The organism is Streptomyces synnematoformans (genome assembly GCF_039531005.1).
Lineage (GTDB): Bacteria > Actinomycetota > Actinomycetes > Streptomycetales > Streptomycetaceae > Streptomyces > Streptomyces synnematoformans.
Window position 1 is genome coordinate 1 of sequence record NZ_BAAAPF010000082.1, and the last position, 22,996, is coordinate 22,996.

Consider the following 22,996-nt stretch of genomic DNA (forward strand, 5'->3'; position numbering starts at 1 on the left):
CGCGCGACGAGCAGCCGCGGCCGCCGTCCCCCGCGGAGAGCCCGGAGGACACCAGGCAGCCCGTCGCCCGGCGCCGCTAGCGGCGCCGGGCCGCCCGGCCCACGGCCTAGCCCGCCAGGGCGCCGTCGCCCGCCGGGGCCGCGCCGTCCAGGGGGACGCCCATGACCTCGCGGGCGTGCCGGCTCGGGACCATGCCCAGGCGCCACGCCTGCCAGCCCGTCTCCGGCTCCACGCCCCGCTCCAGCACCAGCTGGAACGCCTCCGCGCAGTCCTCCAGCGCCGGGTCGACCACCCCGCGGCGGCCCGTCGTGGCCGTACGCACCTCGTCCAGCAGCTCCGACAGCTCCTGCTGGGCCACCGCCGCGCCCACCACGGAGCCGCCCGGCGAGGCGAACGGCAGCAGCGTGCAGCGCAGGAACCGCGCCCACGTGGCGCCGCGCCGGTCGCCTATGCCGGCGAACAGGTCGATCGCGGAGTCCACCAGCTCCAGCGCCTGCCCGGCGCGGCCGTTGCCCGCGTCGATCACCGCCAGCTCGATGCACGACCAGGCCTCGCCGTGCGCCACGCCCACCCGGCGGAAGTCCTGCCGGGCGTCCTGGAGCAGCTGCCGGGCGAAGCCGCTGTTGCGCAGGGTGCCGGTCTGCTCCGCGCGCAGGTCGCGGGTGACCCGCGCGGAGTGGTGCCGCGCGCAGGCCAGCCCGTACACGTCCCGCATGCGGCTGAACATCGAGCGGGACCGCTCCAGCGCCCGGACCGCCGACTCCCGCTTGCCGGCCTCCTCCTGGGCCTGGCCCAGGTAGTACAGCGTCCAGGCCTCGCCGCGCGCGTCGTCGTTCTCCCGGTGCCGGGCGAGGGCCGCCTTGAGGTGCGTCACCGCCGAGGCCGGGTCGGCGGCGACCAGCCGGGCGCGGGCCAGCTGCGTCATCGCCCAGGCCTCGCCGCGGCCGTCGCGGGTGCGCCCGTACTGCTCCAGGGCCTGCGCCAGCCGCTCCTCGGCCCCCGGCACGTCGCCCATCCGCAGCCGCACCTGCCCGAGCTGGAAGTGCGCCCACGCCTGGCCGTGCACGCTCTCGCTCTCCTGGTGCAGCGCGAGCGCCTGGTCCAGCAGCGCCAGCGCGTCGCCGAGCTGGGCGCGGTCGCGCAGCACGGCGGCCAGGGCGTGCAGCGTCCAGGCGCGGTCGCCGCGCATGGCCTCGCCCTGCTGCATCTGCAGGGCCTCGCGCAGCTTCGCCTCCGCCTCGCGCAGGCTGCCCTGCTGCTGCAGGGTGATGCCCAGGTCGCGCAGGGCGCGAGCGGCGCCGGCGGAGTGCCGCGCCTCGCGGTAGAGGTCGACCACGGAGGACAGCGTCGAGCGGGCCTTGTCCAGCTCGCCGAGCTGGCGGGCGGCGACACCCGTGCGCCACTGCACCGAGCGCATCAGCAGGCCCTGGTCGGCGGCCTTGGTCAGCTCGTTCAGCTCGCCGAGGCGGTACAGGTCGCCGCGCAGCAGGCAGTAGTCCGCGAGGGCGCCCAGCAGGTGCAGCACGGTGGCCTGGTCCACGCCCTCGGCGTGCCGCAGGGCCGCGGTGATGAAGCTCTGCTCGTCGTCCAGCCAGCGCAGGGCGGCGTCCAGCGAGGTGAAGCCGTGCGAGCCGAACCGGTCGGCGCGCGTCGACGTGCGCCCGTCGACCAGCCGGATCACCGAGTCCGCCAGCTCCGCGTAGCTGCGGATCAGCCGCTCGTGCGCGGCGGCGCGCACCTCGGGGTCCTCCTCGTCGGCCAGCCGGGCGTACGCGAAGCGGCGCACCAGGTCGTGCACCCGGTAGCGGGAGCCGCGCACGTGCTCGACGAGCCCGGCGCGGGCCAGCGCCGCCAGCCGCTTGCCGGCCTCCTCCTGGCCGACGTCGAGCAGGGCCGCACAGGCCGCCGCCCCCAGGCTCGCCCGGCCGACGAGCGACAGCCGGCGCAGCAGCGTCCGGGCCGGCTCCGCCAGGTCGCTGTAGCGCAGCCACAGGGCACGGTCCACCGGCTCCACCGGCCCGTAGGCGTCGAGCGCCTCCGCGAGCCCGGCCGGGCTGCGCTCCTCCAGCGCCGACCCGGCGATGCACAGCGCCAGCGGCAGCCCGCCGCAGAGCATCCCGATGCGGTCGATGGACTGGGCGTCGTACGGATCGGCGGCGCCCTGCGCCGCGTCCGACTCCTGCACGATGGCCGTCAGCAGCTCCTCTGCCGCGGTCGGCTCCAGGCCCTCGACCGGCAGGTGGTGCACCCAGGCGTCGAGGTCGTCGGGCAGCTCCAGCCGCCGCCGCGAGGTCACCAGCACCAGGCTCTCCGAGCGCTCCGGCACCAGCTGGCGGACCTGCTCGGCGTCGACCGCGTCGTCCAGCACGACGGACACCGGCAGGGACGTCAGATGCTGGTGGTACAGCTCGGTGAGGCGCCGCAGCTGGGCGTCGTGCGCCGGGCGGTCGCGGAACATCAGCTGGTCGCGCGGGGCGCCGAGGCGGTTGAGCAGGTGCAGCAGGGCGTCGCGGGTGGGCAGGGGGTCCTCGCTGAGGCTCTCGCCGCGCAGGTCCACGACCACGGCGGCGCGGAACTGGTCGCGCAGCTGGTGGGCGGCGCGGACCGCGAGCATGGTGCGGCCCGCGCCCGGCGGGCCGTGCAGCACGACGACGGTCGGCTTGGTCGCGGGGTTGGCGCGGCCCTGGTGCACCCATCCGGCGATCTGGGTCAGCTGGGCCTTGCGGCCGACGTACACCCGGGAGGCCTCGGGCAGCTGGCGGTAGGACTGCTCCAGCGTGGCCCGCTGGCGCGCCTCCTGGCTGCGGTCCCGGCGCAGCTGGGGCTCGCGGTCCGTGCCCCCGGCGCCCCCGGCGCCGCCCGGCCGCTGGCCGTCGGCGGCGGGCTCCGGGCGGCTGCCGGTGCGGGTGGCGGCCGAGATCATCCGCTGCTCGTCGAAGAAGGGGCGGACGCCGCGCAGCTCCAGCGCCGTCAACCACTGCAGCCGGAGCTGCTCGGGACCGCCGGGCTGCCGGGCGGCGCCCGAGCGCGTGTTGCCCGAGAGCCAGTGGGCCAGGCCGATCTGCACCAGCCCGGCGCCGAGGCCGGCGAGGCCGGTGGCGACCCCGGTCCAGAACGCGGACGTGGCGCCGAGGCCCTCCTCGGCGGAGACGAGCAGGGCGACGCCGGCGGCGGTGAGCGTCGCGGTCACCGCCGGCCCGATCGACTGCGGGGTGAAGCGCTCGGCCAGGGAGCGCCGGCCGGCGGCGGCCTCGTCCAGCGCGCGCACATACGCGCCGTACTCCTCGCCGGCGCGCTCCGCCATGTCGTCCAGCGCCGCCCGCGCCCGGCCGAGCAGCACCACGCCGTCGGTCCGTCCACCGGAGCGGCGCACTTCTTCGTCGACCGCGCGGGTGAGAAGAAGCTCGGCCTCCTTCCGGTGGTTGTCGCGCAGTCGGGACGCTGTGCCCGGCATGTGCTCCCCTCCCCTACCCGTCGCCTCGCTCGTCCGTGCAGTGCACAGCCAAGTCTTCCGCGTGTGCCGGGGATTAGGCATCCCCCTGTGGATAACTCGGCCGGATGAGGAGGTGAATGGCGGGCTGATATCACCGGGCGGCCGGTACGGGAACGGAATCGGCGCCGCCGGAAAAAGGCCGGACCGGCGGGTACGACGCCGTTGTCGTACCCGCCGGTCCGGCCGGCGTGGCAGGTCAGCCCAGGCGGTTCAGCAGGGCGTGGTACTCGTCCCACAGCTCCTTCGGGGTGTGCGCGCCGAAGGTTTCGAGGTGCGCGGGGATGAGCGCGGCCTCCTCGCGCCAGACTTCGGGGTCGACGGAGAGAAGGAAGTCGAGCTGTTCGTCGGTGAGTTCGAGGCCGTCGACGTCGAGCGCGCCCTTTGCCGGCAGTACCCCGATCGGGGTCTCGACGCCCTCGGCCTCGCCGTTGAGGCGCTCGACGATCCACTTCAGCACCCGGCTGTTCTCCCCGAACCCGGGCCAGACGAACGACCCGTCCGCGCCCTTGCGGAACCAGTTGACGTAGTAGATCTTCGGCAGCTTCGCGGCGTCCGCGGCGGCGCCGGTCTTCAGCCAGTGGCCGAAGTAGTCGCCCATGTTGTAACCGCAGAAGGGCAGCATGGCGAACGGGTCGCGGCGCAGCTCGCCGACCTTGCCCTCGGCGGCGGCGGTCTTCTCGGAGGAGACGTTGGCGCCGAGGAAGACGCCGTGCTGCCAGTCGAACGACTCGGTCACCAGCGGCACCGCGGTGGCGCGCCGGCCGCCGAAGAGAATGGCCGAGATGGGCACCCCGCGGGGGTCCTCCCACTCCGGCGCGATCGTCGGGCACTGCGCGGCCGGGACGGCGAAGCGGGCGTTGGGGTGGGCGGCGGGGGTGCCGGACTCCGGGGTCCAGTCGTTGCCGAGCCAGTCGGTGAGGTGCGCCGGGGGCTCGTCGGTCATGCCCTCCCACCACACGTCGCCGTCGTCGGTGAGGGCGACGTTGGTGAAGACGGAGTTGCCCCACAGGGTCTTCATGGCATTGGCGTTGGTGTGCTCGCCGGTGCCGGGCGCGACGCCGAAGAAGCCGGCCTCGGGGTTGATGGCGTAGAGCCGGCCGTCCTCGCCGAAGCGCATCCAGGCGATGTCGTCGCCGACGGTCTCCACGGTCCAGCCGCGGGTGGCCGGCTCCAGCATGGCGAGGTTGGTCTTGCCGCACGCCGAGGGGAAGGCGGCGGCGATGTACGTGGCCTCCCCGCGCGGCGGGGTGAGCTTGAGCACGAGCATGTGCTCGGCGAGCCAGCCCTCGTCGCGCGCCATGACGGAGGCGATGCGCAGGGCGTAGCACTTCTTGCCGAGGAGGGCGTTGCCGCCGTAGCCGGACCCGTACGACCAGATCTCGCGGGTCTCGGGGAAGTGCGAGATGTACTTGGTCGAGCTGCACGGCCACGGCACGTCCTGCTGGCCGGGCTCCAGGGGCGCGCCGACGGAGTGGACGGCCCGGACGAAGAAGCCGTCGTCGCCCAGCTCGTCGAGGACCGGGCGGCCCATGCGGGTCATGATGCGCATGGCGGTGGCGACGTACGCGGAGTCGGTGATCTCGACGCCGAGCGCGGAGAGCGGGGAGCCGAGCGGGCCCATGCAGAAGGGGACGACGTACATGGTGCGGCCGCGCATGGCGCCGCGGAAGAGGCCGCCTTCGCCGGAGGTGCCGGTGAAGACCTCGCGCATCTCGGCGGGGTCCATCCAGTGGTTGGTCGGACCGGCGTCCTCCTCCTGCTCGGAGCAGATGAACGTACGGTCCTCGACCCGGGCGACGTCGGTCGGGTCGGAGGCGGCGTAATAGGAGCCGGGCCGTTTGACGGGGTCCAGCTTCGTGAACGTGCCCTTGGCGACGAGCTCGGCGCACAGACGGTCGTACTCCGCCTGGGAGCCGTCGCACCACACGATCTCGTCCGGCTGGGTGAGGGCGGCGATCTCCTGGACCCAGGCGAGCAGTCCTTCGTGTTTGGTCGGGGTGGTCATGAGTGCGGGATGCTCCAGATGTCGAGGGTTTGGGCGATTGTCCTGTGATGTCACATATATCTGGCTTTCAAGACCGTTACCCCTTGGGGGCGCCGACCCGGTCGCCGCTCATATGAGCCCATCCGGTGTCGGGTGTGCGCTCATTTGATGATGGAACAGCTCAGACGTCATGTCCAGCCGGCTTCTGCGTGAACAGCACCACTCCCGCCGCCGCTACCTACGGGCGCGTAGGTAGCATGTCCGCATGGGTGCCACGGGCGAGGCGACGGGCGAGGTGACAGGCGAGGAGACGGGCGAGGGAGAGCTGCACCGGGTCGCCAGTGCCGCGGCAGCCGTGCTCAAGCCACGGCTGCGCGGCTGGCTGCACGCGGTGATGTTCCCCGCGGCGCTGTGCGCGGGCGTGGTGCTGACGGCGCTGGCGGAGAGTCCCCGCGGCCGGCTGGCGTGCGCCGTCTACACACTGACCGCCTGCCTGCTCTTCGGCGTCAGCGCGCTCTACCACCGCGGTGACTGGGGCCCCCGGGGCACGGCCGTGCTGCGCCGGCTCGACCACGCCAACATCTTCCTGATCATCGCCGGCACGTACACGCCGTTCACGATCCTGCTCCTGGACGGCGGCAGGCAGCAGGCGCTGCTCTGGTTCATCTGGGCGGCGGCGATCGCCGGAATCGCCTTCCGGGTGCTGTGGGTCGGCGCGCCGCGCTGGCTGTACACGCCGTGCTACATCGCGATGGGCTGGGCCGCGGTGTTCTTCCTGCCGGACTTCATGCGCACCGGCGGCATCGCGGTGCTCGTGCTGGTGATCGTCGGCGGCGTGCTCTACAGCGCGGGCGGCGTGATCTACGGGATCAAGCGGCCGAACCCGTCACCGCGTTGGTTCGGCTTCCACGAGGTCTTCCACTCGTTCACGCTGGCGGCGTTCGCCGTCCACTACGTGGGGATCTCGATGGTGGCGTACGGCCACGCCTGAGCGGGGCGGGTGCGCCCCGTCCTGTCCGCCTGTCCGGGTGATCCGCCCGTGTCGGCTCGGGAGCATCCCGGCCCAAGAGCCGCAAAGGTGCTGTTATCGGTGCGTACTACCATCCCCCGCTCCTCGTGGAGGCAGAAGATGCGCATCCGTACGATCGTCCGCTCCGTCGCCGCCAGCGCCCTCGTGATCGGTCTCGCCGGCGCCGGTGCGGCTTCGGCCCAGGCCACCCCGCACGGCAAGCACGGCAAGCAGTGCTGCAGCAAGTGGTACAACCAGGAGATCAGCAAGAAGATCAACAAGACCTGGAACAAGACCGAGGTCGACGTCGAGGTCGAGAACAACATCAACAACCGCGTGTCCAGCAACAAGTACACCGAGATCAGCCCCGTGGCGGTGGTGCACTTCGGCCCGCTGCAGAGCTACGACCGCGAGGCGATCGTCGTCGGGCGCTGAGCCCCGGTCCGCCGCGGCACGACGCCGGCGGCACCGCGCGGAGGCACTCTCCACGGATTTCCGGTCCGGCCCGCACGCGAGCGCGTGCGGGCCGGACCGCTGCCGGAATGGCCTCCGCCAAGCACCGTGCAGGAGAATGAGGACTATGGCCTCCTCCCGTACCCCCGCCGCCCCGCCCGTCGCCGCCCCCGCGGATGCGACCGCGTACGCCGAGGCCGGGCTCGGACTGCGCGAGCGCAAGAAGCGGCGCACCCGGCAGGCGATCCGGCAGGCGGCGTTCCGGCTGATCGGGCAGCAGGGGTACGAGCAGACCACCGTCGAGCAGATCGCCGAGGCCGCGGAGGTCTCGGCGAGCACCGTCTTCCGGTACTTCGCGACCAAGGAGGACATCATCCTGACCGACGAGTACGACCCGGTCCTGGAGCGGGCCATCCTCGACCGGCCGGCGGACGAGCCGCCGCTCGTCGCGCTGCGGGAGGCGGTCGTGACCTCGCTGCGGTCGCTGTACGACGAGGTCCGGCCGGAGTTCCTGCTGCGGATGCAGCTGGTGCGCGAGGTGCCGGCGCTGCGGGCGCAGATGCACGAGGGCATGGACCAGAACATCGAGGTCCTGTGCGGCGTGCTCTCCGAGCGGACCGGGCGGCCGCGGGACGACTTCGAGCTGCGGGTGGTCGTGGGGGCGGTCTTCGGGGCGCTGACCCAGGTGCTGTTCGAGTGGGTGGACCGGGAGTCGGAGTGGGACCTGGTGGAGACGGTCGACCGGGCGCTGGCGGTGCTGGCGCGCGGCCTCACGCTGTGAGGCGCGGCCGCGCCCGTCAGTCCCGCGGGGGCGCGGCCGGGGTCAGCCGGGCGCGTAGCTCCTCGGGCCGCGTCACCGGGGCGGCGCAGACGAAGCGGCGGCAGACGTAGGCCGCGGGGGCACCGCCGACGAGGGGGCGGTCGGCGAGGAGCGGGACGGCGTCGGGGTCGTCGGGCGGTCCGGCACCGGGCTCGGGACCTGCACCAGTACCCGTATCCGTACCCGGGCCCGTGGCGATCGCCGCACCCGGGGCCGGGGCGAGCAGCGCCGTGCGGTGCAGCTCCGCGCGGCGGGGGTCGTCCGGGAGGCCGACGACGGCGACCTCACGGGGCCCGTCCAGCGCCGCCTCCGCGGCCGCGAGGCCCCAGCCGACGAACCGCGGCGCCCGCGGGCCCAGCTTCGCCACGATGCCCAGGGCCTGCTCGGCGGCCTCGCGGTGCCGCTCACTGCCGGTGTACGCGGCGTAGGACAGCAGCGCCGCGGCCGACGCCGTCCAGCCCGACGGCGTCGGGTTGTCCGTCGGGTCCTGGGGGCGCCGGATGAGCCGCTCGGCGTCGTCGGCGGTGTCGTACAGCGTGCCGTCCTCGCCCCGGAACCGTTCCAGCACGGTGTCCAGCAGCAGCCCGGCGAGCCGCAGCCACGTTCCCTCGCCGGTGACGGCGGTGAGCGTGAGGAAGCCCTCCGCCACGTCCGCGTAGTCCTCCAGCACACCGGCGCTGTCGCCGGCCGCCCCGTCGCGCGAGGTGCGCACCAGCCGCCCCACCGTGCCGGGCCCGCCGGCGCCGTCCGTCATGTGCACCCGTACCAGCAGGTCGGCCGCGGCCACCGCGGCGTCGACGAGGTCCGGCCGGTCGAAGTACGCGCCGATCTCGGCGAGGGCGGCGATCGCCAGCCCGTTCCACGCCGTGACCACCTTGTCGTCGCGGAACGGCCGCGGCCGTTCCGCCCGCGCCGCCGTCAGCCGCTCGCGCACCGACGCGATCCGCCCGGCGTCGAACGGCCCCCCGGCGTCGGGCAGCTGCAGCACGGAGGCGCCCTCCTCGAAGGTCGCCGCCTCCGGCGCCTCGGGCACGCCGTAGTACGCCCCGGCCAGCGCCGCGTCCTCGGCGCCGAGCACCTCGCGCAGCTCGCCGGGCGTCCAGACGTAGTACGCGCCCTCGGCGTGCCCGGTGCCGTCCGGCCGCTCGCTGTCGGCGTCGAGGGCGGAGGCGAAGCCGCCCTCCCCGGTGCGCAGTTCCCGCACCATGAAGTCCGCCGTCTCCAGCGCCACCCGCCGGGCCTGCTCGCTGCCGGTCGTGCGCCACAGGTGGGCGTAGACGCGGGCCAGCAGGGCGTTGTCGTAGAGCATCTTCTCGAAGTGCGGGACGACCCACTCCGCGTCCACCGAGTAGCGGGCGAAGCCGCCGCCGAGCTGGTCGTAGATGCCGCCGCGGGCCATCGCCTCGCAGGTGGCCTGCACCATCTCCAGGGCCGCCGCCGAGCCGGTGCGGGTGTGGTGGCGCAGCAGGAACTCCAGCGCCATCCCGGGCGGGAACTTCGGCGCCCCGCCGAACCCGCCCCGCACCGCGTCGAACTCCTTCGTCAGCTCCAGCAGCGCCGCGTGCACCTCCGCCGCCCCCGGCGGCCCGTCCCCGGGCCCGCCCAGGGCCCCGCTCAGCGTCCGCCCGGCGAGATCCGCCGCCACCCGCGCCGCGACCTCCGCGACCTCGCCCCGCCGGTCCGCCCAGGCCGCCGCGACCCCCTGCAGCACCTGCCGGAACGCGGGCATGCCGCTCCGCGGCCGCGGCGGGAAGTACGTACCGAAGTAGAAGGGCTCCGCATCGGGCGTGAGGAACACCGTCATCGGCCACCCGCCCTGCCCGGTGGCGGCCTGCACGGCCTCCATGTACACGGCGTCGACGTCGGGCCGCTCCTCGCGGTCGACCTTGATGCTGACGAACCCCGCGTTCAGCTCCGCGGCGGTGGCCTCGTCCGCGAAGGACTCCCGCGCCATCACGTGGCACCAGTGGCAGGAGGCGTACCCCACCGACAGCAGCACGGGGACATCGCGCCGCCGGGCCTCCTCGAACGCTTCCGGAGACCAGGGCCACCAGTCCACCGGGTTGTCGGCGTGCTGAAGCAGATAAGGCGAGGTCACACCAGCCAACCGGTTCATACGACCCAGCCTCTCACGCCGACGCGGTCCTGCCGGTTCGGCCCGCAAGCCCCCGCCCTACTTGGCCGATTTGCACGCATGCGCCATCACGTGGTGAATGCGGATCGCCCCTTCTGTGCCCAGGTCGCCCTGCGGACGCTGGAGGTTCTGCTCCGCCCCGAAGCCGGTGCCCGACTGGAAGCGGGCAGTACGCTGAGTCGAGCAGCACCGCATCCTCGAAGGAGGTACTCCATGTCCGCCGAGATGGTGGCGCCCGCGTGGATGCACACGCAGATCAGCGCGGAACAGTACGACTCCTGGTCCGAGGAGCAGTGCGCCGGCATCGAGATCGTGGACGGAATGGTCGTTGTGAGCCCGAGCGCCTCCAAGCGGCACAACCGGCTGGCCCGGATTCTGGCCAATGCCCTGGACGCAGCCGCGGGCCCGGACTGGAACGCCGACACGGACTTCGACGTCCGCCTGCAGGACGTGCCGCTCACCAACCGCCGTCCGGACGTCATCGTCTACCGGTCGGAGACCATCGACCTCACGCCCACCCGCCCCGAGCACGTGCTCCTGGTCGTCGAGGTCGTCTCCCCGGGGTCAGAGACCACCGACCGGATCGTGAAGGTGGACCAATATGCCAAAGCCGGCATCCCCTTCTACTGGCGCATCGAGCAGTCCGCCACCGGCGTTCCGATCGTCTACACCTACGTCCTCGACCCAGCCAATAGGGCCTACCGGGACGGCGAGGTGTTCACCGGCACCGTGAAGGCCACCGCGCCATTCCCTGTCACGGTCGACCTTGGGACCCTGTGAGCAACGAGGAATCGCCCGCGCCCTCGGCGCCTCCGATGTCCCGTGGGCCAAGGGCCGCCACCCGCCTCGGCCGCCTCCTCATAGGCCAGGATGAGCTTCGGGTCCGCGCTCCGGTGGCCGGCTGCGCTCGCGCGTAGAGGCGGTCCTGACGGGCGCGTCCGGATGCGCCGATCGCTCCGAAGTAGTCAGGTAGACGTGTGGGGCGCGACCGGTGCCTGCGGCCGTCCTCTTCCGGCGCGAGGAACGCGTGGACGGTGTGAGTGCGGAGAGCGGGCCGGTGTGCCAGGACGCCGAGCGGGCTGCCCCGGCCGGCTGCCCGCGCCCGAGGAGAGAGCCATGAGCGCGACCGCGAACGACAGGGCGAACGGGGCACCCCGGCGGCAGGAACCGCTGCACTGTCTCGTCACCGGAGCCTCCGGGTACATCGGCGGGCGGCTCGTCCCCGACCTGCTCGACGCGGGCCACCGCGTCCGCTGCCTCGTCCGCACCCCCCGTAAGCTCCGCGACCACCCCTGGGGCCCGCAGACCGAAGCCGTACGCGGCGACGTCACGGACGCCGAGTCCGTCGCCGCCGCACTGCGGGGCATCGACGTCGCCTACTACCTGGTGCACGCCCTCGGCACCGGACCGGACTTCGAGGCGACCGACCGGCGCGCCGCTCACATCTTCGCCGAGCAGGCGCACGCCGCCGGGGTCCGCCGGATCGTCTACCTCGGCGGTCTCACCCCGCACGGTGTTCCCGAGCGTTCCCTCTCGCCGCACCTGCGTTCCCGTGCGGAGGTCGGCCGGATCTTCCTCGACGCCCCGGTGCCCGCCGCCGTGCTGCGGGCGTCCGTGGTGATCGGATCCGGCTCGGCGTCGTTCGAGATGCTGCGCTACCTCACGGAGCGCCTGCCGGTGATGGTCACCCCCAGCTGGGTGCACACCCGTACGCAGCCCATCGGCGTCGGTGACGTACTGCGCTACCTCGTCGGCTCGGCCCGCCTGCCCGCCGACGTCGACCGGGACTTCGACATCGGCGGGCCCGATGTGCTCACGTACCGCGACATGATGCGCCGCTACGCCGCCGTCGCCGGGCTGCGGCGGCGTGTCATCGTCCCCGTCCCGGTCCTCACGCCCCGGCTGTCCAGCCACTGGGTCGGGCTCGTCACCCCCGTCCCCGCTTCCCTCGCCCGCCCGCTCACGGAGTCGCTGCGGCACGAGGTGGTCTGCGGCGAACACGACATCGCCCGCTACGTACCCGCCCCGCCCGGCCGCCCGCTGCCGTTCGACGACGCACTGGCCCTCGCTCTCCGGCGCGTCGGCGAGGCCCAGGTCGCCACCCGCTGGTCCTCCGCCGCGGTGCCGGGCGCGCCGAGCGACCCGTTGCCCACCGACCCGGACTGGGCCGGCGGCAGCCTGTACGAGGACGAACGCGAACTTCCCGTCGCCGCGCCCCCCGAAGCCCTGTGGAAGGTGATCGAGGGAATCGGCGGCCGCAACGGCTGGTACTCCTTCCCGCTCGCCTGGGCCGTGCGCGGCTGGCTCGACCGGTCCGTCGGCGGCGTTGGTCTGCGCCGCGGACGACGCGACGCCGAACGGCTGCGGGTCGGCGATTCCCTGGATTTCTGGCGCGTCGAGGAGATCGAGCCGGTACACCTGCTGCGGCTCCGCGCCGAGATGCGGCTGCCGGGTCTGGCCTGGCTTGAGATGCGCGTCGACACGGACGAACAGGGGCGCACCCGGTACCGGCAACGCGCCTTGTTCCATCCCCGCGGGCTCCTCGGCCACGCCTACTGGTGGTCGGTCTCGCCCTTCCACGCCGCCGTGTTCGGGGGCATGGCACGTAATATCGCCCACGCCGCGGCGAGCGGCCGAGACGCCCGGACGTGGCCGTCGTCGTCCCGGTCGCCGGTCGCGCGCGTCCGCCGCGCGGCCGGCCGGCGAAGATCCCGGCAATGACCCGATAACGCCCGTACCCAGGGGAACACCTGCGACCCGCGATTCAAAGCCCGGATCCCCAGCACGTGCACCCCCGCCCCAGGAGTGGCCACATGACCGTCGCGGTCGTCCTGTTCACCGCAGACCTGCGGTCCTTCAAGGGCTGGTACCGCGTGTCCTGGGACGACCACAAGACGTAGCAGGCCGCGTGCACCCGGGCGGCCCCTCAGCCCGGGTGGCCGCGGTCCTCCAGGTAGCGGGTGTGCGACTCCTGGCGGCGGGCCTCCGTCTCGCGCAGGGCCGCGGCCAGCCGCTCGCCCTCCTCCCTGAGCAGCGTCAGCTGCCGCTCCAGGTGCCGCTCCGGCGGTTCGGAGCCCGGCGTCATGCGCGTCCACCAGCGGGTGCGTACGAAGCCGTCGACGGCCTCGGGGATGTCGCGGCGTACGGCGCGCGACAGCGTGTGCACGCCCTCCGGGTCCTGGGCGAGCAGCTCGGCGGACCAGCCGGGGTCCAGGAGCGCCGCCAGCAGGTCCGTCAGTTCGGTCAGGCGGCCCGCGGCGGCGGGCGGCAGGTCGACCTCCGCCAGGTACGCGCCCAGCTTCCCGAAGTCCGCGCGCACCTCGTCGAGCTGGGCCGCCGGGGTGGGGAAGTCCGGCGGCGCCGGGCGTTCGGGCGGGACGATCAGCGCGCCGGCGCCGTAGAGGCCGGCCACGACGGCGGGCCAGTACTCGCCGGCCAGCCCGGTGAAGGTGAGCGCGAGCCCGGCGAGCCCGCAGGCGCAGCCCGCGATGTTCTTGCGGGACTCAAGGTACTTACTGTACTTACTGATAGCCACGGATCTCCTCGAAGGCGCTGTCCAGCGAGCCCTTCCGGGCGTCGAAGAGGCGGCCGCCGGTCAGTTCGGCGATGTGGGTCAGCTCCCGCCGGTCGGAGTCGCCGAAGAGGATCGGGAAGACGGGGACGTCCCGCTGGTCGGGGGCGAGCGAGCGGTAGAAGGCGTCGAAGTCGCCGGCCCGCGCGCCGGTCGTGTTCTCGCCGTCGGTCATCAGCACGATGGAGGTGAACGTGTCGCGGCCGGGGCCGAGGTGGTCGTAGGCCTGCTGCAGGGACGAGTAGATCGCGGTGTCGCCGGCCGCGGTGAGTCCGCCGGCGTCGGCGCGGATGGCGTCGAGCCCGGCCTCGGGGTCCGCCGGTTCGACGACGTGCGTCCGTACGCTCTTCACGTCGGACCCGAACGGCATCAGCGTCACCTCCTCGCGGTGGCGGAACTCCCCGGTGAGGTCGGTGAGCGCCTCCTTCAGCCCGTTCAGCCGGCCGCCCGCCATGGAGCCGGAGGTGTCGAGGACGTAGACGGTCCGGGAGGGGCGGCGCAGTTCGTTCTCGTACGCGTCGAGCAGCCCGTCGGCGACGGAACGGCTGCCGGGGAAGGGCAGTTCGCGGCGGCGGGTGGTGTCGAGGCCGGCCGCGGGGGGCACCGAGGGGACCACCGGGCGGCGGTGGGTGCGGGCGGTGATCTCGCGCTGGATCTCCGGTGTGCGCAGGGCGTCGGTGAGCCGGCGGACGTCCTTGCGGGTCGCGGCGGGGGTGTCGGCGAGGGAGGAGAGCGGGTAGTCGGCGGTGAGCACGCCGTCCTTGGGGCGGATCACGGTCAGGCCCGGGATGCCCTTGAGGACGGACTCGTAGTTGAGGAGCGCGTCGACGTTCCCGCGCCGCTGGTACGCCTTCGCCAGCCAGCCCGACGAGCCCGACGTCAGCTGCTGCCCGGTGAAGAACTCCCGCAGCCGGGGGGCGGCCTGCGCGACGTCCGCGTCGGTGAGGGCGGACTGCGCGCCGGAGAGGGCCGAGGCGACCGAGACGAGGGTGGCGAAGCCGGAGTTGGAGCGGGCGGGGTCGGTCATGCCGTACGTCAGCCGCCCGGCCCGCACCGCCTGCTCGATCTGCGACCAGGTGACGTCCTCCGGCCGCCAGCCGAGCTTCCGTACGGTGCCGGTCCTGACCCCCACCGCCACCGGGCTCGACATGACCGACGTCTCGGAGACGACCTTCCCCGCGGCGGCGGGGTGCAGCCGCAGGTAGTCGGCCGAGGCGAGCCACACGGCGTCGAAGTCCCCGTCGGCCCCGTCGGTCTTCTCCCCGGCCAGCAGGCGCACGGCGTCGAGGGTGCCCGTGTAGGTGGGCTTGACCGTGATGCCGGTGTCCTCGCGGACCCGGTCGAGCACGGGCGCCAGGTCGGCCAGTTCGCTGGAGGCGAGGATGCGCAGGGTGCCGGGTCCGGGCTCGGGGCCGTCGGAGCGGTCGCCGTCGGAGTCCGGGGTGCACCCGGCCAGAAGGGCGGCCGTCGCGGCGAGGGCGGCCAGCGTACGTTTCACGCGGCGCCCCCGTCCTGCCCGCCCCGGGACCGGCTGCGGTCCAGGTAGGCGTGGGCGCTCTGCAGCTCCGCGGTCAGGTTCTCGACGGTCGTCGCCATCGCCTCGGTCGCCTGGACCTTGTACGTGTCGATCGTGTCGAGCGTGCGGTAGATCTGCTGGAACGCGGCGCGCAGCGTCTCCGCGCCCACCGCGGGGTCGGCGGCGATCCGCTGGATGTCGCCGCTCTGGTCGGCGAGCATCTCGGCGTTGCCCCGGATGAGATCCTCGGTCGTCCCCCGCAGCTCCTCGACCTGCCGGACCACCTTCTTCTGGCGATCCAGCGCGGAGGCCAGCATCACGGAGATCCGCAGGGCCGACACGGTGGTCGTCGCGGCCCGGTCCACGCCCTTGATCAGCTCGTCGTTGTTGCGGCGGACGACGTCCATGGCGAGGTAGCCCTGCGCGCACACGGCGATCTGGGTGAGAAGGTCCTGGTGCTTCTGCCGGACGGGGAAGAGCACGTCCGCGCGGAGCGCGTCGGCCGCCGCGGGGTCCGCGGTGCCGGCGATGTGCTGCTCGACGGCCGCGTCGAGGGCCTCGGTGAGCACGACGTACTCCTGCAGCTTGCCCATGGTCTCCCACAGGCGCACCCGCTCGGTCTGCAGCGCGGCGTTGTCGCGGCGCAGCTCGTCCTGGCCGCCGCGCAGCGAGCCCACGATCCGGTTCAGCGTCCCCTGCGCGGAGGCGTACCTGGCGACGTGGTCGCGCAGCCTGTTCCCGCCGGGCAGCCGGGAGAGGAGCTTCCGCCCCTTGCCGGCGGGCAGCTCCCGCGGGTCCAGGTCCTCGACCACCCGCCGCAGTTCGACCAGTGACCCCGCGACCTTCGCCTGGGCGTCCCCGCCCTTGTCCGGCAGGCTCCGCACGGTCCGTTCGAGCATCCGGTTGGACTGCGCGGCCGCGGTGCGTATCTCGCCGGCGCCGAGCGCGGTGACCTCGCCGACCTTGCCGGCGAACTCGGGCGAGCCGGCGTCGAGCGCGGCGAGGCCGGCGACGTACTCGGCGGCCTTGTCCGCCATGTCCCTGCGGACGTCCTCGCCGACGGGCACGAGCCCGCCGGCCTTCTCCGGCGGCACGGGCGCGACGGCCTCGGGCGGGGTGAGGGTGAAGAGGTCGTTGCCGCTCTGGGTGGGCTGGTGGCCGCTCTGGCCGGTGTGGAAGCTGTTGCTCACTGCCGGGTCTCCCCCCGTTGCTTCATCCGCGCGCCCGGAGGGCCATCTCGCGCAGGATCGCGGAGGTGGGCACCGGGGCCTGCCGGACGCCGGTCAGTTCCTGCTTGAGATAGGCGGTGGCCGAGGGGAACCCGGTGGCGTCCCCCTGCGGCCGGAACCCGTGCCGGACGGCGAGCCGCCGCAGCTCCTCGTCCGTGGAGAGGAGCCCGGCGAGGGCCTTGCCCGCGTCCGTCAGCGGTACGACGGTGTGGTCGCTGTTGACGGTGGTGTCGGGGTAGAGCACGACCAGGTCGTCGGGCCGCTGCCCGTCCGTGAGCAGCGAGGCGACCTGCGACTCGTAGACCCAGACGAGCGGGTTGCCGGCGCCGCTGACGAAGTCCCGGAACACCGCGTCCGAGCTGGACTGCTGGGCGCCCTGCACGGTGACGAGCTTGCGCAGCAGCGGCTCGGTGCGGTCGAGGCCGTCCTCGCCGGCCACCACCCGCCCGCCGTTGGCCACGTAGGAGGCGGCGGCGAGATAGAGGGCTCCGGAGTTGGAGGACTCCGGGTTGGTGCAGGTGATGAAGACCGTCCCGCGTAACTCGCCGTACGGGGCCGTCCCGTCCAGCTGCTGCCAGGTGCGGCCGTCGCGGCCCGCGTCGAGGTACGCGGCCATCTTCAGGGTGCCGCGGTGCTCGGTGTCGAGGGTGGCGAGGCCGTTCGCCGCGAGCACCTCGGCGGCGTTGCGGTGGGCCATCACCACGTGCGGCGAGTAGAACGGCCGCGGGAGCGTCCCGCGCACCTTGTACCGGTCGGCCAGCTCGACGGCGGGCGCCTGGCTGCCGGGGAACGCGAGGTCGTACCCCGTGAGGTCCAGCTCCCGCATGGCCCAGGAGCCGGAGGTCTCGACCTCCACGGTGTAGTTCCTGGCGGCGAGCGCCTCGACCACGTCCGGATCGGCGAAGTACCCGGCCTTCTCCGATCCGATCACCATCCGCACGGTCGTCGTTGCCGTGTTCGCGTCCTCACCGCGCTGGCCTGCGACGACGGCGGCGACCACGCCCCCGGTCAGCAGCACCGCGAGGACGACTCCAGCGATTCGTCTCACGCTGCGGAGGCTACGCACGGAACTCAACATTCCGCGATGCCGGGCATGAACGGGAGGTGTCGCACCGGTCCCGGAACGGCTACGCTGCGTGAGCGGCGGCTCCGGCTCTCCGGCTACCGCTGGCGGTAGCCGTCCAGGAAGGTGCCGATGCGGGTGATCGCGTCCGCCAGGCCGTCCTTCTCCAGGAGGGTGACGATGCGGAAGTGGTCGGGCCGCGGCCAGTTGAAGCCGGTGCCCTGGACCAGCAGGATGTTCTCCGCGCGCAGCAGGTCGAGGACGAAGCGGGCGTCGTCCTCGATCTTGTGGACCTTGGGGTCGAGACGCGGGAAGGCGTACAGGGCGCCCTTGGGTTTGACGCAGGTCACGCCCGGGATCTGGGTGAGCAGCTCGTACGCGGTGTCGCGCTGGACCAGCAGCCGGCCGCCCGGGAGGATCAGGTCCTTGATCGACTGACGGCCGCCGAGGGCGGTGGCGACGATGTGCTGGGCGGGGACGTTCGCGCACAGGCGCATGTTCGCCAGGATCGTCAGGCCCTCCAGGTAGCTGCGCGCGTCCTGCTTCGGGCCGCAGACGGCCAGCCAGCCGCTGCGGTAGCCGGCGACGCGGTACGCCTTGGAGAGCCCGTTGAACGTGAGGACCAGCAGGTCGGGGGCGTAGGTGGCGGTGGGCGCGTGGACGGCGTCGTCGTAGAGGATCTTGTCGTAGATCTCGTCGGAGCACACCACCAGGCCGTGCCGGCGGGCGATGTCGGTCAGGCCCCGCATCATCTCCGCGTCGTAGACGGCGCCGGTCGGGTTGTTCGGGTTGATCACGACCAGGGCGCGGGTGCGGTCCGTGATGCGGCGCTCGATGTCGTCCAGGTCCGGCATCCAGTCCGCCTGCTCGTCGCAGCGGTAGTGCACGGGAGTGCCGCCGGCCAGGGAGACCGCGGCCGTCCACAGCGGGTAGTCCGGGGCCGGGATCAGGACCTCGTCGCCGTCGTTGAGGAGGGCCTGCATGGACATCTGGATCAGCTCGGAGACCCCGTTGCCGAGGAAGACGTCCTCGACGTCGAGGTCGATGCCCTGGGTCTGGTAGTGCTGCATCACGGCGCGGCGGGCGGGCAGGATGCCCTTGGAGTCGCCGTAGCCGTGGGCGGTGCCGGCGGTGCGGAGCAGGTCCTCCAGGATCTCCGGCGGGCACTCGAAGCCGAACGGGGCGGGGTTGCCGATGTTCAGCTTGAGGATCCGGTGACCCGCCGCCTCACGCCGCATCGCCTCTTCGAGCACGGGGCCGCGGATGTCGTAGCAGACGTTGGCGAGCTTCGTTGACTGGATCACCTGCATGCGGCCACTGTACGGGCCGTCCCCGGGACCCGCCTCCGGATAACCGCCCGCTGCCGTGCGAGCCCGGTCACATGCCGGGCCGCCCTCCGGACCCCGCCCGCACCTGCCACAATGCCCGGATGGCGGCCCAACCTCCCACGCACGCAACGGCGTTCGGCTCCCTCGGCGCCGGCACCGGCGCCACGCTCGCGCTCGTCAACGACGAGCCCGTGGCCGCCGCCGGCGACGACATCCTGGGCACCGGCCGGGCCGCCGCGCAGCTCGCCCGGCTGCTGCACGCCTCCCGGGCCTCGACGCCGTTCACCCTCGCCGTCGACGCCGGCTGGGGGATGGGCAAGTCCAGCCTGATGCGGCTGGTGGACGCCCGGCTGCGGGCCGAGCCCGACGTGGAGACGGTCTGGTACAACGCGTGGACGTCCACCGGCGCCGACGCCCTGGAAGGGCTGGTCAAGTCGGTGCTCGTCCGCTTCGAGCGGCGCACGCTGAAGCGCGCGCTGTCCCGGATCTCCCGGGGACGCACGGTGGTCCGCGGTGTACGCGCCGTCACCACCGCGCTCGGCGGCGCGCTCGGCGCGGCCGGGCTGGTGGACGAGCTGTGGACGAGCTGGGACGCGGGCCCCGAGGCGCGCAACGGCATGCGCGAGGAGATCGGGCACATGGCCCGCGAGTGGGCCGCGAACGCGCCGCGCCGGCTGCTGGTCGTCTTCATCGACGACCTCGACCGCTGCTCCGAGGAGACGGTCCTCGCCGTCTGCGAGGCGCTGAAGGTCTACCTCGACGTCCCGGGCCTCGTCTTCGTCGTCGGCTGCGACCGCTCCGCGCTCGGCCCCAGCGGGCTGCTGCGCGACCTGTCGCCGGCGGGGTCGGCGTTCATGGAGAAGATCTTCCAGACCAGCTACCGCATCCCCGTCGCCGACAACGACGGCGTCGGCGCGTACGTCGAGTGGTGCGCGCGCACCGCGGGCATCGAGGGCATGCTCGACGACGGGCTGAAGAGGCTGCTGGTGGAGCGGTCGGGGCGGAATCCGCGGCGGATCAAGCGGCTGGTGAACGGCTTCGTGCTGGAGGCCACGCTGAACCCGGTGTGGTCCGGCTTCCGGCCCGAGGCGGTCATCCGGACGCTGCTGCTCCAGTACTTCTATCCGGAGTTCTACCGGATGATGACGGGTGCCTCGAACGCCCCCGCGGAGGACGTGGTGGGCGAGTTCACGACGTACCGCCGGGTGCGGCGCACGCTGCTGGCGACGGCGCCGCCGGACCCGCAGGAGGCGGCGCCGGAGTTCGCCTCGTACGAGGAGGCCGGCGCGTTCTTCGGGCAGTACGAGCTGTCCGCGCCGGCGCCGGAGCAGGACGGCGAGGCGGCCCTGGAGCAGCTGGAGCGGCGGCTGCCCGTGGGCTTCCCGGAGCACGCGGACGACCCGGGGTTCACGTCGCTGCTGGCGGACCTGCTGCAGGTACAGGACGCGGAGCGGCTGCTGGTGCTGCTGCGCGAGGGGGCACCGGCGCCGGTGGAGGTGCCGGACTACGCGGAGCCGCCGGTGGGGGTGGGCTCCGCGCCGTACGGGGAGGAGGAGCCCTACGGCCGTCCGCTGCCGCCCTGGAGCCAGCAGGGGTCCCCAATGCCGCCAATGCCGGCCCAGTCCCAGCCGGGCTATTCCGGCATCCCCCCGGCGCCCCCGTGGGACACCGGCTCCGACCGGCCTCCTTCCCCGCCCGCGCTGGAGGGCATGCGGATCCTGTGGGTCGACGATCATCCTGAGAACAACACGCACCTCGTTCGCACCATGCGCGGCCTCGGCGCCAGGGTCGCCGTCGTGCGCGACCGGGAGGAGGCCGAGCGGGAGATGGCCGTCGGCCGGTTCGAGGTGCTGATCTCCGACATCACCCGCGGCTCGGACCAGTCCGCCGGCCTCGACGCCCTTCGGCACTGGCGCACCTCCGGGACGTACAACGGTCCCGCGGTCTTCCTCTCCAGCCGGATCACCCCCGAGCGCCTGGAGGCTGCGACCGCGTTGCGGGCCCCGATCTTCAACAACGGAGACGTGCTGCTGAACCACGTCTCCGAGATCGCCGCTAACCCCGGCCCCGAACCGCCCGTCCCGGCACCGCGGTCGTCCGCCGGCCCTCCCGGATGACGAACTCCCCACCCACCAGCACGTACGGCACCCCCACCGGCCCCCGCCGCGGCTCCTCGTACGTCGCCCCCGCCGCCACCGTCGCCGGGTCGAACAGCACCAGGTCCGCCACGTAGCCCTCCCGCACCAGCCCCCGGTCCGCCAGCCGCAGCCGGGCCGCGGGCCGGGCGGTGAGGTGGTGGACGCACTCCTCCAGCGTCAGGACGCCCAGCTCGCGCACGTAGTGCCCGAGGTAGTGCGGGAAGGTGCCGTACGCCCGCGGGTGCGGCTTCGCGCCGTGCAGGATGCCGTCGCTGCCGCCCGTGTGCGCGGGGTGGGCCATGATCGCCCGGACGTTCTCCTCGTGGCCGACGTGCTGCAGGATCGTCGTCGCCAGCCGGTCGTCCAGCAGCAGCCGGCGGGCCGCGTCGAAGTCCGGCAGCCGCCGTCCGACCCACTCCGCGAGCGCCGGGTCGCCGACGCCCGAGACCTCGATGGTCGACCAGTCCATCGGCACCCCGTGCGACCCGTCCGAGCCCTCGACGTCCAGCGCGTGCCGGATCCGCGCCGCCGTGTCCGCGTCCCGCAGCCGCGCCAGCGTCGCCTCCGGGCCGCCGGCCGCCGCCCAGCTCGGCAGCAGCGCCGCCAGCGTGGTGCACCCGGCCAGGTAGGGGTACGTGTCCAGCGAGACGTCGACGCCGTCGGCCAGCGCCCGGTCCAGCAGGGCGGTCAGCTCGGCGGCGCGGCCGGCGTTGACGTCGAAGTTCATGGTGGCGTGCGCGAGGTGCAGCGCGCAGCCGGAGTCCCGGGCGAGGCCGAGCATCTCGGCGTACGCGCCGAGGGCGCCGGCGCCGTACGAGCGGTGGTGCGGGCAGTAGTAGCCGCCGTGCGCCGCGACGACCCGGCACAGCTCCGTCAGCTCGGCGGTCGGCGCGTACATGCCGGGGGTGTACGTCAGCCCCGACGACATCCCGACCGCGCCCTGCGCCAGCCCCTCGGCGACGAGCCGCTTCATGTGCGCCAGCTCGCCGTCCGTCGCCGGCCGGTCCTCCCACCCGACCGCCAGCGCCCGCACCGTGCCCTGCGGCACGAGGTACGCGGCGTTGACGGCGATCCCGTCACCGCCGGGGCCGCGGTCGAGGCGGTCGAGGTATGCGCCGACCGTGCGCCAGTCGAACGCCACCCCGTCGCTGGAGGAGCCGCCGGGCCCGCCGCCGTTCCAGCCGGCGATCTGGCGGCGGAGCGGGTCGAGGACGCGGTCGTCGACGGGCGCGTACGACAGCCCGTCCTGGCCGATGACCTCCAGCGTCACGCCCTGCGCGGCCTTCGCGGTGTGCTCGGGGTCGCGCAGCAGGGCGAGGTCGGAGTGGGCGTGCATGTCGACGAAGCCGGGGGCGAGCACGAGGCCGCCGGCGTCGAGCACGCGCCGGCCGGTGAGCCGCGGGCCGGCCACCGCGCTGATCGCGGCGATCCGGCCGCCGGCCAGCGCGACGTCGGCGCGGCGGCCGGGGGCCCCCGAGCCGTCCACGACGAGGGCGCCGCGGATCACCAGTTCCATGTGTGCCGCTCCCCGGCGCCGCTCAGAAGAAGGTCCGTACGTACTCGGTGACCGTACCGTCCGCCTCGACCAGCGGGATCAGCTGCCACTTGTCGAAGATCGTGCACGGGTGCGACAGCGCCAGCGCCACCCAGTCCCCGACCTCCAGCTCCGCCGTCTCCGGGCCCTCCGCCACGTCCAGCCAGGCGTGCTGGTCCGAGAGCTTGCGCACCGTGATCCCCGTCGCCGCCCGCTCCGCGCCCACGCCATCGGCCGGGCCCGCCGCGTCGAGTCCGCGCACCGCCACCGGCACCGGCAGGTCCAGGTCGTACGCGGCGTCCCGCTTGCCGGCGTTGACGAACGCCTGCCCCGGCTCCGGCCGGGACACCACCTGCGTCCACAGCCGGAACGCCGGCTCCAGCGACCCCTCCGCGGGCACCCGGCGGAACGGCGTCACCCGGCTGTAGTGCCCGTCGTCGTGGCTGATGTACGCCCCCGAGCGCAGCAGCTTCAGCACCGGCCGCGACAGCTCCGGCGCCTCCGCGAAGCCGTCGGCGACGGCGTCGAACCACGCGCTCCCCCCGGCGCTGACGACGATCTCGCCGGCGTCGGCGAAGAGCCCGGCGGCGTCCAGCTCCGCCGCCAGCTCCAGCAGTCGCCGCATCCAGCCCCGCACCGCCGCGCCGTCGGCGCCCTGCGCCTCCGCCTCGTACCCGGCGACCCCGACCAGCCGCAGCGTCCCCGGCCGCGCCGCCGCCTCGGC

At 73.7% G+C, this 22,996-nt stretch carries 16 protein-coding genes; 6 read left to right on the top strand and 10 right to left on the bottom strand.

Features of this window, described 5'->3' with window-relative positions:
• Positions 1-106: 106 nt before the first annotated feature.
• Entirely contained in the window at positions 107-3,454 is a 3,348-nt protein-coding gene (locus ABD317_RS14965) for a tetratricopeptide repeat protein (protein WP_344290476.1), read from the bottom strand.
• Positions 3,455-3,689: 235 nt separating this feature from the next.
• A complete protein-coding gene (locus ABD317_RS14970; protein WP_344290477.1) occupies positions 3,690-5,498 on the bottom strand; it encodes a phosphoenolpyruvate carboxykinase (GTP) in 1,809 nt (602 codons plus the stop codon).
• A gap of 244 nt (positions 5,499-5,742) precedes the next feature.
• Here ABD317_RS14970 and trhA point away from each other — a divergent pair, with 244 nt between their 5' ends.
• From trhA to ABD317_RS14985, 3 genes are all read left to right on the top strand, one after another.
• Positions 5,743-6,468 (top strand): PAQR family membrane homeostasis protein TrhA, encoded by a 726-nt coding sequence (gene trhA / locus ABD317_RS14975; protein ID WP_078627658.1) that lies wholly within the window; start codon positions 5,743-5,745, stop codon positions 6,466-6,468.
• Positions 6,469-6,606: 138 nt separating this feature from the next.
• Complete coding sequence (locus tag ABD317_RS14980) at positions 6,607-6,921, top strand: hypothetical protein (RefSeq protein ID WP_037782293.1); 315 nt, start codon at positions 6,607-6,609, stop codon at positions 6,919-6,921.
• 145 nt (positions 6,922-7,066) lie between these two features.
• Positions 7,067-7,720, top strand: a complete 654-nt coding sequence (locus ABD317_RS14985) for an acyl-CoA-like ligand-binding transcription factor (RefSeq protein ID WP_078627657.1) — start codon at positions 7,067-7,069, stop codon at positions 7,718-7,720.
• Positions 7,721-7,736: 16 nt separating this feature from the next.
• On the opposite strand, the gene ABD317_RS14990 is transcribed toward ABD317_RS14985, so the two are convergent.
• Complete coding sequence (locus ABD317_RS14990; RefSeq protein WP_344290478.1) at positions 7,737-9,875, bottom strand: thioredoxin domain-containing protein; 2,139 nt, start codon at positions 9,873-9,875, stop codon at positions 7,737-7,739.
• A gap of 231 nt (positions 9,876-10,106) precedes the next feature.
• On the opposite strand from ABD317_RS14990, the gene ABD317_RS14995 reads away from it, so the two are divergent.
• Positions 10,107-10,673 (top strand): Uma2 family endonuclease, encoded by a 567-nt coding sequence (locus ABD317_RS14995; RefSeq protein WP_344290479.1) that lies wholly within the window; start codon positions 10,107-10,109, stop codon positions 10,671-10,673.
• A 336-nt stretch (positions 10,674-11,009) separates the two neighbouring features.
• Entirely contained in the window at positions 11,010-12,614 is a 1,605-nt protein-coding gene (locus ABD317_RS15000) for an SDR family oxidoreductase (protein WP_344290480.1), read from the top strand.
• 205 nt (positions 12,615-12,819) lie between these two features.
• On the opposite strand, the gene ABD317_RS15005 is transcribed toward ABD317_RS15000, so the two are convergent.
• The 5 genes from ABD317_RS15005 to ABD317_RS15025 form a co-directional block, all read right to left on the bottom strand.
• Positions 12,820-13,428 (bottom strand): hypothetical protein, encoded by a 609-nt coding sequence (locus tag ABD317_RS15005; RefSeq protein WP_344290481.1) that lies wholly within the window; start codon positions 13,426-13,428, stop codon positions 12,820-12,822.
• Positions 13,415-14,962 (bottom strand): substrate-binding and vWA domain-containing protein, encoded by a 1,548-nt coding sequence (locus ABD317_RS15010; protein ID WP_344290482.1) that lies wholly within the window; start codon positions 14,960-14,962, stop codon positions 13,415-13,417. Before ABD317_RS15010 ends, ABD317_RS15005 begins: the two co-directional genes overlap by 14 nt.
• Positions 14,959-16,170 (bottom strand): toxic anion resistance protein, encoded by a 1,212-nt coding sequence (locus ABD317_RS15015; RefSeq protein WP_344290483.1) that lies wholly within the window; start codon positions 16,168-16,170, stop codon positions 14,959-14,961. The genes ABD317_RS15010 and ABD317_RS15015 overlap by 4 nt, the downstream gene beginning before the upstream one ends.
• A 22-nt stretch (positions 16,171-16,192) precedes the next feature.
• Positions 16,193-17,257: a hypothetical protein gene (locus ABD317_RS15020; protein ID WP_344290484.1), complete on the bottom strand. Its 1,065-nt coding sequence runs from the start codon at positions 17,255-17,257 to the stop codon at positions 16,193-16,195.
• Between the two features lie 113 nt (positions 17,258-17,370).
• Positions 17,371-18,582, bottom strand: a complete 1,212-nt coding sequence (locus ABD317_RS15025) for an aminotransferase class I/II-fold pyridoxal phosphate-dependent enzyme (RefSeq protein WP_027754528.1) — start codon at positions 18,580-18,582, stop codon at positions 17,371-17,373.
• A gap of 119 nt (positions 18,583-18,701) precedes the next feature.
• Between ABD317_RS15025 and ABD317_RS15030 the strand changes: the two genes are divergently transcribed.
• A complete protein-coding gene (locus ABD317_RS15030; RefSeq protein ID WP_344290485.1) occupies positions 18,702-20,717 on the top strand; it encodes a P-loop NTPase fold protein in 2,016 nt (671 codons plus the stop codon).
• On the opposite strand, the gene ABD317_RS15035 is transcribed toward ABD317_RS15030, so the two are convergent.
• Entirely contained in the window at positions 20,656-22,254 is a 1,599-nt protein-coding gene (locus tag ABD317_RS15035; RefSeq protein WP_344290486.1) for an N-acyl-D-amino-acid deacylase family protein, read from the bottom strand. The genes ABD317_RS15030 and ABD317_RS15035 overlap by 62 nt on opposite strands.
• Positions 22,255-22,276: 22 nt before the next feature.
• The coding region (locus ABD317_RS15040) for a type III PLP-dependent enzyme domain-containing protein (RefSeq protein ID WP_486389010.1) at positions 22,277-22,996 on the bottom strand (720 nt) is incomplete at its 5' end.